At 71.1% G+C, this 17,339-nt stretch carries 15 protein-coding genes; 13 read left to right on the top strand and 2 right to left on the bottom strand.

Annotated features, from left to right (window positions below; translation table 11 throughout):
• The first annotated feature begins 79 nt into the window (after nt 1–79).
• From ACQHIV_RS17520 to ACQHIV_RS17475, 10 genes are all read left to right on the top strand, one after another.
• Nucleotides 80–1,471 (top strand): hydroxyacid dehydrogenase, encoded by a 1,392-nt coding sequence (locus ACQHIV_RS17520; protein ID WP_427895593.1) that lies wholly within the window; start codon nt 80–82, stop codon nt 1,469–1,471.
• Nucleotides 1,468–3,483, top strand: coding sequence for a DUF2264 domain-containing protein (locus ACQHIV_RS17515; RefSeq protein WP_427895591.1), 2,016 nt, complete (start codon nt 1,468–1,470; stop codon nt 3,481–3,483). Before ACQHIV_RS17520 ends, ACQHIV_RS17515 begins: the two co-directional genes overlap by 4 nt.
• Entirely contained in the window at nt 3,443–4,543 is a 1,101-nt protein-coding gene (locus ACQHIV_RS17510; RefSeq protein ID WP_427895589.1) for a LacI family DNA-binding transcriptional regulator, read from the top strand. Before ACQHIV_RS17515 ends, ACQHIV_RS17510 begins: the two co-directional genes overlap by 41 nt.
• A gap of 111 nt (nt 4,544–4,654) precedes the next feature.
• Nucleotides 4,655–5,965 (top strand): extracellular solute-binding protein, encoded by a 1,311-nt coding sequence (locus ACQHIV_RS17505; RefSeq protein ID WP_427895587.1) that lies wholly within the window; start codon nt 4,655–4,657, stop codon nt 5,963–5,965.
• A 105-nt stretch (nt 5,966–6,070) separates the two neighbouring features.
• Nucleotides 6,071–7,078 (top strand): LacI family DNA-binding transcriptional regulator, encoded by a 1,008-nt coding sequence (locus ACQHIV_RS17500; protein WP_427895585.1) that lies wholly within the window; start codon nt 6,071–6,073, stop codon nt 7,076–7,078.
• A gap of 55 nt (nt 7,079–7,133) precedes the next feature.
• The gene (locus ACQHIV_RS17495) at nt 7,134–8,216 is read left to right on the top strand and encodes a S1C family serine protease (RefSeq protein WP_427895583.1); all 1,083 of its coding nucleotides are present in this window, start codon (nt 7,134–7,136) and stop codon (nt 8,214–8,216) included.
• 110 nt (nt 8,217–8,326) lie between these two features.
• Nucleotides 8,327–9,670 (top strand): extracellular solute-binding protein, encoded by a 1,344-nt coding sequence (locus tag ACQHIV_RS17490; protein WP_427895581.1) that lies wholly within the window; start codon nt 8,327–8,329, stop codon nt 9,668–9,670.
• 2 nt (nt 9,671–9,672) lie between these two features.
• Nucleotides 9,673–10,542: a carbohydrate ABC transporter permease gene (locus ACQHIV_RS17485; RefSeq protein WP_427896516.1), complete on the top strand. Its 870-nt coding sequence runs from the start codon at nt 9,673–9,675 to the stop codon at nt 10,540–10,542.
• Nucleotides 10,539–11,363, top strand: a complete 825-nt coding sequence (locus ACQHIV_RS17480) for a carbohydrate ABC transporter permease (protein WP_427895579.1) — start codon at nt 10,539–10,541, stop codon at nt 11,361–11,363. Before ACQHIV_RS17485 ends, ACQHIV_RS17480 begins: the two co-directional genes overlap by 4 nt.
• A gap of 2 nt (nt 11,364–11,365) precedes the next feature.
• The gene (locus ACQHIV_RS17475) at nt 11,366–12,079 is read left to right on the top strand and encodes a GntR family transcriptional regulator (RefSeq protein WP_427895577.1); all 714 of its coding nucleotides are present in this window, start codon (nt 11,366–11,368) and stop codon (nt 12,077–12,079) included.
• On the opposite strand, the gene ACQHIV_RS17470 is transcribed toward ACQHIV_RS17475, so the two are convergent.
• Complete coding sequence (locus tag ACQHIV_RS17470) at nt 12,060–12,410, bottom strand: hypothetical protein (protein ID WP_427895576.1); 351 nt, start codon at nt 12,408–12,410, stop codon at nt 12,060–12,062. The genes ACQHIV_RS17475 and ACQHIV_RS17470 overlap by 20 nt on opposite strands.
• 43 nt (nt 12,411–12,453) lie before the next feature.
• Here ACQHIV_RS17470 and ACQHIV_RS17465 point away from each other — a divergent pair, with 43 nt between their 5' ends.
• From ACQHIV_RS17465 to ACQHIV_RS17455, 3 genes are read left to right on the top strand one after another with little or no spacing between them, the layout of a single operon-like run.
• Nucleotides 12,454–13,212, top strand: coding sequence for an ROK family protein (locus ACQHIV_RS17465; RefSeq protein WP_427895574.1), 759 nt, complete (start codon nt 12,454–12,456; stop codon nt 13,210–13,212).
• Nucleotides 13,209–13,895, top strand: coding sequence for an N-acetylmannosamine-6-phosphate 2-epimerase (locus ACQHIV_RS17460; protein ID WP_427895572.1), 687 nt, complete (start codon nt 13,209–13,211; stop codon nt 13,893–13,895). Before ACQHIV_RS17465 ends, ACQHIV_RS17460 begins: the two co-directional genes overlap by 4 nt.
• A 59-nt stretch (nt 13,896–13,954) precedes the next feature.
• Nucleotides 13,955–16,531 (top strand): DUF3376 domain-containing protein, encoded by a 2,577-nt coding sequence (locus ACQHIV_RS17455; RefSeq protein WP_427895570.1) that lies wholly within the window; start codon nt 13,955–13,957, stop codon nt 16,529–16,531.
• Here ACQHIV_RS17455 and ACQHIV_RS17450 read toward each other — a convergent pair.
• A complete protein-coding gene (locus ACQHIV_RS17450; protein WP_427895568.1) occupies nt 16,506–17,330 on the bottom strand; it encodes a DUF3097 domain-containing protein in 825 nt (274 codons plus the stop codon). The two genes, ACQHIV_RS17455 and ACQHIV_RS17450, sit on opposite strands and share 26 nt — an antisense overlap.
• Nucleotides 17,331–17,339 lie beyond the last annotated feature (9 nt).

The raw sequence follows: 17,339 nt of genomic DNA, 5'->3' as shown, positions 1-17,339 counted from the left end.
AGCGCTTGCGGGAAGTTCTCTTGACCGGGCTGCGGTTCGATGCTTACGGTTTCCAGTAACCGTTTACTAGGAGTGATCCGTGCCGAACCCCGAAACCGACCCGGTCCACCGGCCGCGGTTGCGTACCCTCGTCGCGATGCCCGCCGACACCTGGTCGGAGGTCTTCACCCCGGCAGCCCGCAACCGCCTCGCAGCCGTCACCCACCTCCTCGGCCTGCAACCGGATGGTGCGCAGTCGGGTGGTGCGCAGCTGGATGGCGCGGAGGTGAGCGGTGCGCAGTCGGGTGGCGCGCAGTCGGGTGGGGCGCGGCTGGGTGGCGCGGCGGGCGGTGTCCAGCCGGGTCGCGCCTGGACGGGCAGCCTTCGGGCGGACGACGTGCGGGCGGACGGCGTGGGGACGGACGGGCTGCGGGCGGACGGCGTGCGGGCGGACGGCGTGGGGACGGACGGGCTGCGGGCGCACGGCGTGGGGGCGGACGGGCTGCGGACGGGCGGTGTGCGGACGGACGGGCTGCTGGTGGGCGGTGCGGGGGCGAGTGGGCTTTGGGCGGGCGGGGCGGCGGTGCTGGGGTGCGTTCCGCGGTTGCGGGGGTCGTTCGCCTCGGTGGCTGATGAGTTGGCCGATGCCGACGTACTGCTGACCGGGTGGGGGTGTCCGCGGATCACCGCCGAGGTGCTGGACGCGGCGCCGAAGCTGCGGGCGATCGTGCATGCGGCCGGGACGATCAAGACGTTCGTGGATCCGGTGGTGTTCGAGCGCGGGATCGAGGTGTCGTCGGCGGCCGCGGCGAACGCGATCCCGGTGGCGGAGTTCACCTTGGCGGCGATCGTGCTGGCGGCGAAGCGGGCGTTCCGGCTGCGGGACTGGTTCCGGACGTCGGGGACCAAGCGGCCGTTGCCCGGGGCACCGATTCTCGGCACGCTCGGTACGACGGTCGGCGTGCTCGGCGCGTCCAGGATCGGGCGGCAGGTGATCGAGCGGCTCCGGCACCTCGATGTCGACGTACTGGTGAGTGATCCGTACCTGACCCGGACGGAGGCGGCGGCGCTCGGCGCGCGGTGGTGCGAACTGCCGGAGCTGTTCGCGGCAAGCGAGATCGTCACGGTGCATGCGCCGCTGCTGCCGGAGACGCGCGGTCTGGTGACGGCGGAACTGCTGGCGGCGATGCCCGACGGCGCGGTGCTGATCAACACGGCACGCGGTCCCGTGGTGGATCATGCGGCGCTCGAGCGCGAGTGCGTGGCGGGGCGGCTGGACGCCATCCTCGACGTGACGGACCCCGAGCCGCTCCCTCCGGACTCGCCGATGCTGCGGCTGCCGAACGTGTTCATCACCCCCCACCTCGCCGGTGCCATGGGCAACGAATCCACCCGCCTCGGCGCCGCCGCCGCCACCGAACTCGAACGCCTCGCCACCGGACAACCCCTGGCCCACCCCATCACCCACGCCGACCTCAGCCGCATCGCATGACCCCCACCGAACCCCGTCAACCTTCCGCTGTGGGAGAGCGGCGGCTGTGGTTGCCGGGGCCGGATCGGGTGTTGTCTTCGCGGACCGGGTATACGCGGGGGACGTGGTTGGCGGTCGCGGATCATCTGCTGGATTCGCTGGTGCCTTGGTTTTCGGGGAGTGGGGCGCAGGTTCGGTTGCCGGGGCGGGGGAGTTGGTCGGGGGCGGACTGTGACGGGTTGGAGGGGTTCGCGCGGTCGTTCCTGCTGGCGGCGTTCCGGATCGCGGCGGGTGCGGGGGACGAGCGGCTGGTGGAGCGGTACGCGCGGGGGCTCGTCGCGGGGGCGGCCGGGGAGTGGCCTCGGTTGACGCCGTGTTCGCAGCAGATGGTGGAGGCGGCGGCGATCGCGGTCGGGTTGCACGAGTCGCGGGCCTGGTTGTGGGACCGGTTGGACGGGCCGGAGCAGCAGGTTGTCGTCGACTGGTTGAGCGGGTTCGTCGGGTCGCGGACGTGGGACAACAACTGGCGGCTGTTCCAGGTCGTCGGCGAGCAGTTCCTCGCGTCGGTCGGGGCGCCGTACTCGCCGGACGACATCGACGCGGGACTGGAGCGGATCGAGGACTGGTACGTCGGTGACGGGTGGTACTCCGACGGGCCCGGGCAGAACTTCGACCACTACATCGGGTGGGCGATGCACCTGTACCCGGGGCTGTGGACGCGGATGGCGGGACCGTCGGCGGACGAGCGGCTGGCGGTGTACCGGGAGCGGCTGCACCGGTTCATCGAGGACGCCGTACATCTCACCGGATCGGACGGGGCGCCGGTGCACTTCGGGCGGTCGCTGTGTTACCGGATGGGTACGGCGGCGCCGTACTGGATGGGGGCGCTGCTCGACGCGACCCCGTTGACGCCGGGGCAGACGCGGCGGTTGTGTTCGGGGACGTTGCGGCACTTCGTCGATCACGGCGTACCGGACGAGCGGGGGTTGCTGACGCTCGGGTGGCATCACCATTTCCTTCCGGTGACGCAGCCGTACTCCGGTCCCGCGTCGCCGTACTGGGCTTCGAAGGGGTTCCTCGGGTTGCTGCTTCCGGCCGAGCACGAGGTGTGGACGGCGCGGGAGGAGGCGGTGCCGCTCGACGTACGCGACCAGGTGCGGTGGATGCCGGCGCCCGGGTTCCTGATCCAGGCGACCAGGCACGACGGGATCGTCCGCCTCCTCAACCACGGCAGCGACCACGGCGGCGAAGGCGACCCGCACTACAACCGCCTCGCCTACTCCACCCGCACCGCCCCCGAGCTCACGGACGACGCGGTCGACAACCAACTCCTCCTAACTACCCAAGCCACCCGAACCCACATCCACCGCCTACCCACACGAACCACCCCTCCCCACCCACAACACACACCCCACGCGGCGGAGGTGGGGCAGGTGGTGGGTGCGGCGCACGCGGTGGGTGTGGGGCACGCGGTGCCGGGGTGTGGTGGGGTGGAGGAGGCGCGGGGGGTTTCGGTGGGGTCTTGGTGGGAGGTGGGGGAGGGGCGGGTTGAGGTCAGGTCTGTTGTGTGGGGGCGGGTTGAGGTGCGGTGTGCGTTGGTGGAAGGGCCGGCGGGGGTGGTGCGGCATGGGGGTTATGCGGTTGCGGGAGTTGAGCGGCCGGATGAGGGGACCGGTGAGGTGTGGGCGCGGGCTACGACGGTGGATCGGTTGAGTTCGGTGGTTGTGGGACTGCATGGGTATGAGCGGGCCGGCGTACGGCGGGGGCTGGATTCGAATGCGTTCGGGCCGCACTCGGCGACGCCGTACCTGGAGGTGGAGTACGACGGGAAAGATCCCCGGGTGCTGGTTGCGGCGGTGGTACTGTCCGGCGACACGGTGTGGGCGCGGCAGCTGGGTGAGAGCATCGGCGTGACGGTGCACGGGACCCGGGTGAGCGTGCGGTTCGCGGACGGTACGCGGGCCGGCGTACAGCTGGGCGAGGAGGTGGACGATGGCGGCGGAACCGCCGCGGGCGCGGGCGCGCCGGCGTGATCCGGAGGCGGCGCGGACGATCCGGGATGTGGCCGCCCGGGCCGGGGTGTCCACCGCGACCGTCTCCCGTGTTGTCAACGGCAACTATCCGGTCGCGGCCGGGACCCGGACCGCGGTGGAGCGGGCGATGCGGGAGCTCGGGTACGTCGCGAACGCGCACGCGCGGGCGCTCGCCGGGTCCACCACCCGGGTGGTCGGGATCGTGGTCAGCGAGATCGTCGACCCGTTCTTCGCCTACATCGCCCGCGGGGTGCAGTCCGAGGCGCTGTCGTCGGGGCGGCTCTGCCTGGTCTGCTCGACACAGGGCGGCGACTCCGCCGAGCTGCGGTTCGTCGACCTGCTGCTGGAGCAGCGCGCGGACGCGGTGATCCTGGTCGGCGGCGCGGTCGAGGACCAGGAGTACTTCGCCACCATCGGGCAGCGCGCGCGGCAGCTGGCGAACAACGGTTCCAGCCTGGTGCTGTGCGGGCGGCCCGGCCTGGAGTCCGGCGTACCGGCGTACGCCGTGGACTACGACAACGCCGGCGGCGCGGCCGCGATCACCGACCACCTGCTGAGCGCCGGCCACACGCGGATCCTGTACCTCGGCGGCCCGACGACGCTGTCCACGACGACGGCCCGGGTGCGCGGTTTCCGGCAGGCGTACGCCGCCCGCAAGCTCGAGCACGATCCCGCACTGGTCCGTACCGGCGCGTTCGGCCGGCAGTGGGGCCACGACCAGACCCTGCGCGCCCTCGACGAGGGGCTCGACTTCACCGCGGTGTTCGCCGCGAACGACATCGTCGCGGCCGGTGTGTACGCCGCCCTCCGCGACCGCGGGCTGAGCATCCCGGGCGACATCTCGGTGGTCGGGTACGACGACGTACCGGTCGCGGTCGAACTGCAGCCCGCGCTCACGACGGTCCGGGTCCCGCTCGAGGAGCTCGGCCGGGCCGCCGTCCGGGCCGGGATCGCCGGTCAGCAGCCGAGCGCGGACCCGTTCGCGCACCAGCAGCAGGTGACCACGCTGGGCACCGTCGTCGTGGTCCGCGACTCGGTGGGGCCACCCCGCTCCCGCTGACGTACGGTGACGAGACGGCACTTGACATATCCGGTGCCGAGGTCTGAGACTCAGCTCACTTTCGCGATCCGAGAGCGCTCTCAAACCCGTCCAGCTCCAGGGAGCAACCCGATGCGGCCCCGTGTCCGCTGCCGTCCCGTCGCCGGTCTGCTCGCCGGTGCCACCTTGCTGCTCGTCACCGCCTGTACCGGCGGTTCCGGTACGCCCGGCGCCGCCGACGGCCCGAAGATCGAGCTCACCGTCGCGACCTTCAACGAGTTCGGGTACGCCGACCTGTACGCCGAGTACGAGGCGCAGCACCCGAACATCACGATCGTCGAGCAGCACGCGAAGACCGTCGACGACCACGTGAAGAACCTGGACGCGAACCTGGCCCGCGGTACCGGCCTGGCCGACATCGAGGCGATGGAGGTCAGCTGGATCTACAAGTACCTGGCGAAGGCGGACCAGTTCGTCGACCTGCGCAAGTACGGCGCGGACGACCTGAAGGACCGCTGGCTGGGCTGGAAGCTCGACGGCGCGACCACGGCCGACGGGAAGATCATCGGGTACGGCACGGACATCGGGCCGGAGGCGATCTGCTACCGCCGCGACCTGTTCGCGAAGGCCGGGCTGCCGACCGACCGGGCGCGGGTGGCGACGCTGTTCGAGGACTGGCCCTCGTACTTCGCGGCCGGCCGGAAGTTCAAGCAGCGCGTCCCGGGCTCGGCCTGGTACGACTCCGCCGTCCTGACCTGGGAGGCGATGCGCAACCAGCTGATCCAGGCGTACTACTCGAACCAGGACCGCTTCCTCGGCGCCGAGAACCCGCTGCTGAAACGCACCTGGGACCAGGTCGTCGCGGGCAGCAGGGACGGCCTGTCGGCGGGGCTGCCGGCCTGGAGCGACGCCTGGAACTCGGCGTTCCGCACCGACAAGTTCGCGACGATGGCCTGCCCGGGCTGGTTGCTCGGCGTGATCCAGGACAACGCGGGCGCCTTCGGCAAGGGCAAGTGGGACGTCGCGGACGTGTTCCCCGGCGGCGGTGGCAACTGGGGCGGGTCGTACCTGACCGTGCCGGTGCAGTCGCCGCATCCCGAGGAGGCCGCCAAGCTCGCCGCCTGGCTGACCGCGCCGGAGCAGCAGGTGAAGGTGTTCAAGAAGATCGGCTCGTTCCCGTCGACCCTGGACGCGTACGACGACCCGCAGGTGAAGTCGCAGGTGAACGCGTACTTCAACAACGCGCCGGTCGGCCAGATCTTCGTCGACCGCGCGCGCAGCGTGATCCTCAAGCAGCACAAGGGCCCGCGGGACGGCGAGATCAACCAGATCTTCACCGCGGCGCTGGCCCGGGTGGACGCCGGCAAGCAGGATCCGGACGCCGCCTGGCGCGAGGCCCTGGCGGCGGCGGACAAGGCCGCGAACGTCCGGGTCGGCAGCTGAAGTTTTCTGCCGACACGCCCCTTGCCGGTGGCCAACGACCGACGCATGATCGACCGGCGAGGGACTACGGTGTGAACGCAGGCCGATCACGTACCGAGGAGGGCCATGAACGAGTCCGGTTCTCCGACACTGGAACAGGTCGCGGCGCTCGCGGGCGTGTCCCGGGCGACCGTCTCGCGGGTCGTGAACGGGTCGCCGAAGGTGCTGCCGGACACGGTGGCCGCGGTCGAGCGGGCGATCGTCCAGCTCGGCTACGTCCCGAACCGGGCGGCCCGCGCGCTGGTGACCCGGCGTACGGACTCGATCGCGATCGTGGTGCCGGAGCCGGACAGCCGGGTGTTCTCGGACCCGTTCTTCGCGGGCATGCTGAGCGGGGTCAGCCGGACGCTGGCGCCGACGCCGTCCCAGTTGGTGCTGCTGATCGAGCCGGCGGAGGCCGACGACCAGCGGCTGCTGCGGTACCTGCGCGGCGGGCACGTGGACGGCGCGATCATCATCAGCCACCACGGCCGTGACAACGTGCTGCAGGAGCTGGCGCAGTTGCCGCTGCCGATCGTGTTCAGCGCGCGGCCGCTCGGCGTCGACGTACCGGTGGCGAGTGTGGACGTGGACAACGTCGCCGGTGCGCGGACCGGCGTACAGCACCTGCTGTCGATCGGGCGCCGGAAGGTCGCGACGATCGCCGGGCCGCTCGACATGACCGCGGGCATCGACCGGCTGACCGGCTACCAGGAAGTGATGAAGGAGGCCGGGCTGCCCGCGATGATCGCGTACGGCGACTTCACCGCGGACGGTGGTGAACAGGCGACGCTGCGGCTGCTGGACGACCATCCCGACCTGGACGGGCTGTTCGTCGCCTCCGACCTGATGGCGACCGCTGCGCTCCGGGTCCTCTCGCAGAGCGGCCGCCGCGTCCCTGACGACGTCGCGGTGGTCGGGTTCGACGACTCGGTGCTGGCGACCACGACCACGCCCAAGCTCACGACGGTCCGGCAGCCGGTGGAGCAGCTCGGCGCGCGGCTGGCCGAGATCCTGCTCGCGAAGATCGCCGGTGCCGAGCACACCACGCCGGAGATCTACAGCACCGAGCTGGTGATCCGCGACAGCGCGTGACCGTTGGTTCCCCCGGTGGTAGCGTCGAAAGGCGGACCATGAGGAGGGGAGCCCATTGGTCCAGGCTGACAGCGGTTCGTCCGGCTGGCGTCCGACGCCGCCCTTGCTGGTGGCGGTGGCCGTCGGGCTGGTCGTCGGCGCGCTGATCACCGCGATCGTCTTCCTCGCGACCCGCGGCGACCGGACCACACCGGCCGCGGCCGCGGACACCGGTACGGCGATGTGTGCCGCGATCCCGGTGGCGAACGAGGTGCTGCCGTCCGTCGTCACGATCGCCGCGCAGCGCGGCAACCAGAGCGGCACCGGGTCCGGGCAGGTGTTCCGGGACGGCGGCTACATCCTCACCAACGACCACGTCATCTCGGTCGCGGCCGGTGCGGGCGGCGCGGTGACGGTCCGGTACAGCGACGGGCACACCTCCGCCGCGACGATCGTCGGGCGGGACCCGAGCACGGACCTCGCCGTACTGAAGGCCGCCGACGGGGCGAAGGGCTTCCCGGTGATCGCGCTCGGGTCGTCGGCGACGCTGCAGGTCGGCCAGCCGGTGGTCGCGCTCGGCGCACCGCTGGGGCTGAGCAGTACGGTCACGACCGGCATCGTGAGCGCGCTCGACAGGTACGTACCAGTGCCGGGTGAAGGCGTGACGCATCACCTGATCGGCGCGATCCAGACCGACGCGTCGATCAACCCGGGCAACAGCGGCGGCGCGCTCGTCGACTGCGCCGGCCACCTGGTCGGGGTGAACGCCGCGATCGCGACCGTGCCGAACGCCAGTGGGGTCTCCGGCGGCGGCAGCGTCGGGCTGGGTTTCGCGATCCCGATCGACGTCGCGAAGGAGGTCGCCGGCCAGCTGATCAGCACCGGACGGCCGGGACATCCGACGACCGGCCTGCAGGTGCAGACGCTGCCGCAATCCCAGCAGCAGCAGGGATTGTTCGTCCTCGCCGCCGAAGGACCGGGCGCCCAGGCCGGCCTGCGCGCCGGTGACGTGATCACCACGATCGACGGCCGGCCCGCGACCAACAGCGAGCAGCTCGTGGTCGCCACGCTGACCCGCAAGGCCGGCGACAAGATCGAGCTCGGCTACTCCCGGAACGGCACCGCGGCCACCACCACTCTGGTCCTCGCCGCCTCCTGACGATCTCCTCCGGCAATTGGACCTGACCACTTGCGCCCACTTTCGCTGGACACGAGCGCAAACTATGCCTATTCTCCCATCATTGGTCCGTACCAGTTGGGAGTCCAAGGATGAATGTGAAGGCAGCCGGGCTGGCCCTCGCCCTCGCCGCCGGCATCGCGCTGGCGGGTTGTGCGCCCAGTACCGGGTCCAAGACCGGCGGCGATGCCGGTGCTGCCGGCAGTGGCAGCGGGACCGTGAAGATGGTGCTGTGGCCCGGGCCCGAGGGCGACGCCATGGGCAAGGTCGTCGAGGCCTACAACGCCGGCCAAGGCGCCACGGACAAGATCAAGGTCGAGATGACCCTGCTGTCCCGCCAGGACACCTTCTCCAAGGAAGCCACGCTGATGGCGGCGAAGTCGAGCCAGCAGGACATCTACTTCGTGGCCAGCTACAACGTCGGCCAGTACGCGAACTCGCTGGACCCGCTGACCTCGGTGGACGCGAGCAACTACTTCCCGGTCGCGGTCGACGGGCTGAAGTACCAGGACAAGCAGTACGCGCTGCCGCTGGACGTCTCGAACCACTTCCTGCTGTACCGCAAGGACCTCGTCGACGCGCTGCTCGCGACCAAGAGCCAGTGGCCGGCGTACCAGGCCGTGGCCGCGAAGGCGATCGGGGAGAAGCGCGACCCGAAGCCCGCTGCCGAGTGGGACTGGCAGGACTACGTCGCGATGTCGGCCTGGTTCAGCAAGACCGCGAACCCGGCGTCGCCGACGCAGTACGGCACGATCCTGCAGGCCAAGAACCTGCTCTACAACACGATGATCTGGGACGACGTGCTCTGGGGTGAGGGCGGCTCCTGGACCACCAAGGACGGCAAGGCCAACCTGAACACCGACGCGGCCAAGAAGGCGGTCGGCGTCTACAGCACGATCTACAAGAACGGCTGGACCTCCAAGGACAGCTCGCAGGCCGAGTTCCCCGAGACCCAGGCCGCGTTGAAGGCCGGTACGACGGCGTTCGCGCTGCAGTGGTCGGCCGGCTTCGCCGAGCTCAACGACAAGGCCAAGTCGCCGCTGGTCGCGGGCAAGATCGCGATCGCCCCGGTGCCGGGCCAGAAGACCCACGTGCACGCGCTCGCGGTGGCGCTGAACAAGTACTCGGGCAACAAGGACGCCGCGAAGAAGTTCCTCGACTACCTCGCCACTCCGGACGCGATGACGGCGTACGCCAAGGCCGGCGGCATCCCGGCGATGCCCGCGGTACTGAAGGCGAACACCGCGATCAACCCGGCGTTCGGGCAGATCGCGGAGTCGATCGACAAGTACGGCTACTCGGTGCCGGTGTTCCCGAACACCTTCGAGGCGTACAGCAAGCTCGCCGAGAGCCTCAGCGGCGCGTGGGTCGGCCAGCAGGACGCCGGTACGGCGGTGGAGACCGCGAACGCCGCGCTGCAGAAGCTGCTCGGGTGAGCATGCGTTCCACGTCCCGCGTCCCGAAGTGGGTGCTGGGTTCGCCGCTGATCGTGTTCGCACTGATCTTCGTGGCGTACCCGGTCTACCAGGGCATCCAGACCGGCTTCTACGGCCTCTCGCTGCAGAACCCGGAGACCGCGTTCACCGGTGTGGAGAACTTCCGCACCGTGCTGACCGATCCCGGGTTCTGGGCGGCCGCCCGGTTCACCGCGCTGTTCGCGCTGGCGGTGACCGCGATCGAGACCGTCCTCGGTTTCGGCCTGGCGCTGCTGGTGAACCGCGAGTTCCCCGGCAAGAAGGTGTTCTTCACGATGCTGCTGGTGCCGATCATGGTCGCGCCGGCGCTGCTCGGCGTGATGTTCCGGCTGCTGCTGAACGGCGACATCGGCCTGGTGCCGGCCGCGCTGCGTGGCGTGGGCCTGGACGTCTCGCTGTTCGCGCCGGACACGGTGGTCCCGCTGCTCGTCCTGCTCGACGTCCTGCAGTGGACGCCGTTCGCGTTCCTGGTGATGTACGCCGGCCTGCAGTCGTTCCCGACCGACGTACTGGAGGCCGCCCAGGTCGACGGTGCCGGGCGGCTGCGGACGGTGCGCTCGATCGTCGTACCGATCATGAAGCCGATCATCTTCGCGGCGGTCTTCCTGCGGCTGATCGACGCGCTCCGCACCTTCGACGTGATCTACGTACTGACCGCCGGCGGACCGGGGACGAAGACGACCACGATGAGCATCTACATCTACAAGACCGCGTTCGAGTCCGGGCGGTTCGGGCTGGCGGCGGCCGCGTCGGCGATCGTGATGGTGGTCCTGCTGCCGTTCGTCCCGCTGTTCGTGAAGCGGATCGCGAACCCGGACGGGGCGGCCCGATGACCGCCCGCAAACGGCGGCTGTGGGGTACGACGGCCGCCGTCGGCCTGATCGCGGTCGTCGTCAACGTGCCGTGGTTCAACGCGCTGTTCGTCAGCTTCCGGTCCGACGGCGACATCTCCCGCGGCGCGACCGCGATCGGTACGCCGACCGGCGCGCACTACGCGAACGCGCTCGGCGCCGCCGGGTACGACTTCCCGCGGTTCTTCCTGAACTCAGGCCTGATCGCGCTCGGCGCGGTCGTGCTGGTACTGGCGATCGCGATCCCCAGCACGTACTCCGCGATCCGGCTCGGCTTCGGCGGCCGGTTCGTCATGAACGCGTCCAGCGGGCTGCGGCTGCTGCCGGCGATCTTCTTCGCGGTGCCGTACTTCCTGCTGATGTCGAACCTCGGCCTGCTCGACACCGTGCCCGGGCTGATCCTCGCGAACACGTTCCTGAACCTGCCGCTGGCGATCATCCTGCTGTCGGCCGGGTTCCGCGACGTACCGGTCGAGGTCGAGGAGGCCGCCAAGGTCGACGGCGCGAACACCTACCGGATCCTGTACTCGGTGCTGATGCCGATCCTGGCGCCGTCGCTGGTCGCGGTCGCCGTTCTGGTGTTCATCTTCTCCTGGAACGACTACCTGTTCGCGCTGGTGCTGTCCTCGTCGAACGCGACCCCGATCACGCTCGGCGCCGCGAACTTCGTGACCAGCACCGGCATCCGGTGGGGTGACATCTCGGCGACGGCTATCCTCTCAACCCTGCCGCCGGTGCTGTTCGCCGTCTTCGCCCAGCGGTACCTGGTCAGCGGCCTCGCGGCCGGCGCGGTGAAGGGGTGACCATGCCAGCACAGGAGCGGCCCAAGTACGAACAGGTTGCCGACGAGCTCGCGCGGCGGGCGGGGGAGCTGCAGCCGCACGACCACCTCCCGTCGGAACGCGACCTGATGCAGCAGCTCGACGTCAGCCGGATGACCGTCCGGCGCGCGATCGACCAGCTGGTCCGGCGCGGGGTCATCTACCAGGTGCACGGGTCGGGGACGTTCGTCGCGGACCCGGACGTGGTCACCAAGACGTTGCGGTTGACCAGCTTCACCGAGGACATGCAGCAGCGCGGGCTGACACCGTCGACGACGGTTCTGCGTACGGCGGTGCAGCCGGCGACGGAGGATGTCGCCCGGCGGCTGCGGATCGAGCCGGGTGCCGACGTACTCGTGCTGGAACGGTTGCGGTTGGCCGACGGTACGCCGATGGCGTTGGAGTCGGTGCACCTGCCGGCGATGGGGACGGACTGGTCCGCGTTCGATCCGGCCGCTTCGCTGTACGCGCAGATGAGCGCGGCCGGGATCACCGTGGAGCGGGCCGCGCAATCCATCCACGCGGTGAACCTCGACCGCGACCAGGCGTATCACCTCGACCAGGCGGTCGGCGCTGCCGCGTTGCAGGTCACGCGGGTCAGCTACACCGAGGCCGGCGTACCCGTGGAGATCGCGGAAACCATCTACCGCGGCGACCGCTACGACTACGACCTCGTGATCAGCAGGGCCGCCCAGTGATCCTCACTGCCGACATCGGCGGAACAAAGATCGCCGCGGCCCGGGTCGGCGGCGACGGCGCACTGTGCTCGGAGATCCACCAGGCTCCGACCCCGCCCGAGGACGCGCCCGCTCCGGACGGAACGGAGCCCTCCGCCTCCTCCACCTGGCCCACGGGCGAGGCGTCCGCCTCGTCCACCACCTCCGCGGGCGGGGCGTCCGCCTCGTCCACCACCTCCGTCGGCGGGGCGTCCGCCTCGTCCACCACCTCCGCGGGCGGGGCGTCCGCCTCGTCCACCACCTCCGCGGGCGGGGCGTCCGCCTCGTCCACCACCTCCACCACCTCCACCACCTCCACCACCTCCGCCGGCGGGGCGGCCCGTGTCGTCGACGCGGTGGTTGGGTTGTTGGAGGGGCTGCGGGGGCCCGGTGACGTTGGTGTGGCGATTTCCGCTGCTGGGGTTGTGGATGTTGGTGCGGGGCGGGTGCTCAGCTCGACGAACAGCATCGCCGGGTGGGGTGGTACGCCGCTCGCGGAGCTCGTGTCGGCGCGGGTCGGGTTGCCGGTGTGGGTGCTCGGGGACGGGAACGCCTTCGGGGTCGGGCTGGCGATCGAGTACGGCGTACCGGACCTGTTGGCGTTGGTCGCGGGGACGGGGATCGGTGGGAGCTTGGTCCTCGACGGCGAGCCGGTGCTCGGGGCGCACCACGCGGGCGGGCACTTCGGGCATGTGGTCTCCGCCGAGGCAGCCGGGATGCCGTGTCCCTGTGGGCGGATCGGCCATCTCGAGGCGGTGGCCAGCGGCTCCGGGATCCTTGCCTGGTACCACGCGAACGGCGGCGATCCCGCGGTCACCACGACCCGCGACCTGACCCGGCGTACGGACGAACTCGCCCGGACGGCCCTGCACACCGGCGGTACGGCGCTGGGTGCCGCGGCGGCCGGTCTGGTGAACGCGATCGACCCGCGGCTGGTCGTCGTTGCGGGCAGTGTCGCCCGCGCGGGCGAGGTCTGGGAGTCGGCCCTGCGGACGGCGTACCGCGGCGGGCTGATCCCGGCCGTCGCGGAGACGCCGCTCGAGGTGTCCGGCGGCGGTGCGGAGACGGCGCTGCGCGGTGCAGCGCACTACGTGATGAGGAGGATGAAGGCATGATCGCGCGTACGGGGGAATCGGCGCTTGCCTCGCTCAAGGGGCGACTGGTGGTGTCCTGCCAGGCGTACCCGGGCGAGCCGATGCGGTCGCCGGCCATCATGGCGGCCGTCGCGCAGGCGGTCGTGCAGGGCGGCGCGTACGGCGTCCGCGCGCAAGGCATCGAGGACCTGAAGGCGATCCGCCCGTTGATCGACGTCTGCCTGATCGGCCTGGTGAAACGCGGCTCGGACGGCGTCTTCATCACGCCGACGGTCGCGGACGCGGTCGACTGCGTCACCGCCGGAGCGGACGTCGTCGCGCTCGACGGCACCGCCCGCGAGCGGCCGGACGGGCAGCCGCTGGCGGCGAGCATCGCCGCCGTCCACGACCGCGGCGCGCTGGTGATGGCCGACTGCGGGAGCATCGACGACGCGCTCCACAGCATCGACGCCGGCGCGGACTGCGTCGGCACCACGCTCGCCGGCTACACCGGCGCCCGCCCGGTCAGCCGCGGCCCGGACCTCGAGCTCCTCGCCGAACTCGTTGGTCACGTCAACGTTCCGGTGATCGCCGAGGGCCGCGTCCGCAACCCGCAGGACGCCCAGACCTGCCTGACCACCGGCGCCTACGCCGTCGTGGTGGGCACCGCGATCACCCACCCCACCCGAATCACCCGGACCTTCGTCGACCAGCTGCACACGTGACCGGCAGAATCGGTACGGTAGACGCTCGGCTTCGGTGAGGGCTGGAGGGTGCGCGGCGGATGAGTGACCACGAGATCCGGATTGCTCTGGTACTGAACGGGGGCGTCAGTCTGGCGGTCTGGATGGGGGGCGTGACGCACGAGCTGGACCTGATCCGGCGGGCGTCCGGCCGGTCCGGGGTGCCCGGGCCGCAGCGGTACGACGCGGTGATCGCGGACCGGTGGCGGGAGTTGTGCCGGCGCGGCGACGAACAGCGGCGGATCGTCGTCGACGTGATCGCGGGAACGAGCGCCGGCGGCCTGAACGGGTCCTTGCTGGCGACCGCGATCGCGAACGGGTCGACCCTCGACCCGGACAGCGAGAACGGCCCGTGGCTGCGGCAGAAGTGGGTCGCGCTCGGGTCCCTCGACGTCGGCAAGCTGGTCCCGTCCGCGGGCGTGAAGTCGCCGTCGGTGCTCGACGGCAAGTACTTCCTGAAGCAGGTCGAGGGCCTGCTCAAGGACGTCGCCGAAGCGGGCGAGAGCTCCGCCGAGGAGCCGGTGACGTTGTTCGTGACCGCGTCCGGCCTCGGCGTGCAGCAGTTCGAGGCGAAGGACGCGGCCGGCCAGGCGTTCGTCGTACCGGATCACCGGTATCTGTACGGCTTCACCAGCGAGGACGCGCCGACGTACGACGGGGCGAAGCGGAAGTTCGTCACCGAGGACAAGAACGGGCTGAAGGACACCGAGCTGCTGGCGCGTGCGGCGCGGGCGTCCGCGTCGTTCCCGGCCGCGTTCGGCCCGGTACTGGAGACACCCGAGCTGGCCGCCCAGCCGCCGCGGCTGCGTCCCGGTCCGGCCGAGGCCGGCGCCTGGCTGATCGACGGCGGCGTACTCGACAACGCGCCGTTCGGCCCGGTGCTCGACGTCGTCGCCCGCCGCCCGGTCACCAGCAAGGCGACCCGCTACGTGCTGTACGTCGTACCGTCCGCCGGGATCGGGCACGCGGCGACCGCCCTGCCCGCGGCGAAGGAGCCGAGCTGGCGGGTGTCCGCGCTGTCCGCGGTGCAGTTCCCGCGCGAGGTGGACTTCCGGTCGGACGTCGAGCAGCTCGAACGCCTGCTGCTGGAGGCGGACGCGTCCTGGTCCGACACCCAGCGGCTCTTCGACCGTTGCCTGGAGCAACCGGACGAGCGGACCCGGCTGCGGGCCGCGGCCACCGCGCTGCAACCGGCGTATTCGCGGGGCCGGGCGGCCGGCGGCGTGTGGGAGGCGGTGACGATCGCGAGCCATGACCAGTCGACCGTCCTGGACGCCGCGACCGCGCTGTCGGAGACCGAGATCGACGAGGTCCTGCGGACCGAACACCCGTGGGTGCCCGCGCCGGACGGGTCGACGACCGCGCTGCACGAGGACGCCGACGGCAAGCCGGTCTGGCTGTGGGGGACCGGCTCGGCGGAACGGATCGTCCGGCTGATCCTGCGTTCGCTGCGGACCGAGATCAGCGCGGCCCCGCGGGTCGGACGTGCCGCGCTGGAGAAGCGGCTGACTGCGGCGAGCGACTGTCTGCTGAAGGTGCAGGCGGTCCGCGACGCCCTCGACGTGCAGCTGGCGGCCGCGCATCTCGACCTGCGCCCGGCCGGCGGCGCGGAGGCAGTCGCGGTCGGGCTGAACGACATCTTCGAGCAGCTGCAGATCCAGCGCACGCTCGGCGACGCGTTCGCAGGCCTGACCAGGAGCGTCGGCCAGGAGCTGGTGGACCTCGCGCTCGACGTCGAGATCGTGTCCCGGTGTACGTCGGCGCGCACGCCTGAGCAGCGCAGTGCGCCGTTCCAGTTCCTCCGGCTCGGGCCGGACATCCCGCTCGCGGTGCTCGACGACCTGCAGGAAGGGTCGATCGCGAACGAGCTCAACGACCGGATCCTGTACGGCAGCCAGGTCGGGCACTTCGGCGCGTTCGGAGCCGCGGACTGGCGGCGGTGGGACTGGCTGATGGGCCGGCTGCACTGCGTCGCGCACCTCGGCGCGATGCTCGGCGCGGACGCGGACTGGATCCGCGAGACCCAGCACCAGGTGCTGCAGGCCGAGGGCTGGCAGCTGGACGCGGTCGCCGAGCGGATCGAGCGGCTGGCCCGGGACTTCCCGGTCGACGCCGGGATGAGCGCGTTGCTGACGATGCGGGACGAGCTGAACGCCTCACCCGAGGGCCGCGCGATCACCAAGGGCCTCGCGGACCGGATGGTCGACGTCTCCGGCGGACTCGGCCCGCAGGTCGGCGACTGGGTGAAGGCGGCCGCCGGGCGGAAGCACCAGCCCGGCTCGTGGCTGCTGCGGACCGCGCGCTGGTTCACCGAGCCGGCCCGGGAGGCGGTGTGGGAGCGGACCGTCCGCGGCGCCAAGCTGACGCCCGCGCAACGGCCGCCGGTCTTCGAGCCATGGTTGCCGCTGGCAACAGCCGCGGTGGGGATCGTGCTGCTGGTGGTCGCCGCCGCGGTCGGCCCGCTGCGGCTGGTCGCCGCCGTACTGGCCGGCGCGATCCTCGCCCTCAGCGCCGTTCTCGGCGCGATCACCTGGTACGTCCGCCGTACCCGCCGCCGGATCCGCGGCTGGCTGGAGCAGCGGATGCCGCCGATCAGTCCAGAGTCACGAAGTCGATGAGCTCCTCGACCCGGCCGAGCAGCGCCGGGTCGAGGTCGGCGAAGCTGTTCACCTTCGACAGGATGTGTTTCCAGGCTGCGGCGACGTCGGCCTGGTCGGTGGCCGGCCAGCCGAACGACTGCAGCACGCCCTTCTTCCAGTCCTGCCCGTGCGGAATCCGCGGCCACGCCTTGATCCCGACCGACGCCGGCTTGACGGCCTCCCAGATGTCGATGAACGGGTGCCCGACGACCAGCACGTAGCGGTTGCTGACCTGCGCGGCGATCTTCGACTCCTTCGAGCCCTCGACCAGGTGGTCGACGAGTACGCCGAGCCGCCGGCCCGGGCCGGGCTGGAACCGGTTGACGATCTCGACCAGGTCGTCGACGCCTTCGAGGTACTCGACCACGACGCCCTCGATCCGCAGGTCGTCGCCCCAGACCTTCTCGACCAGCTCCGCGTCGTGCCGGCCCTCGACGTAGATCCGGCTCGCCCGGGCGACCTTGGCGCGGACGTTGTCGACGGCCACCGAACCGGACGCGGTTCGGGTCTTCTTCGCCGGACCGGCCTTCTTCGGCGGCTTCAGGCTGACCGGTTTGCCGTCCAGCCAGAACCCCGGCCCGAGCGGATAGGTACGGATCTTCCCGTGCCGGTCCTCGAGGTCGACGACGCCGTGCTCCCAGCGCACGATCGCGCCGACGAACCCGGAGCTGGGCTCCTCGACGACCATGCCCTTCTCGATCTCGACCTCGACGGTCCGCCCGTTCTTGGGCTTGCGCCAGTCACCCGCGAGTACGTCGTTCCCATACCTGTCAGCCACTCGCCCATG

It is taken from the genome of Kribbella polygonati (genome assembly GCF_050320105.1).
Classification (GTDB): Bacteria; Actinomycetota; Actinomycetes; order Propionibacteriales; family Kribbellaceae; genus Kribbella.
This window is presented reverse-complemented; position numbering and strand designations above follow the sequence as displayed.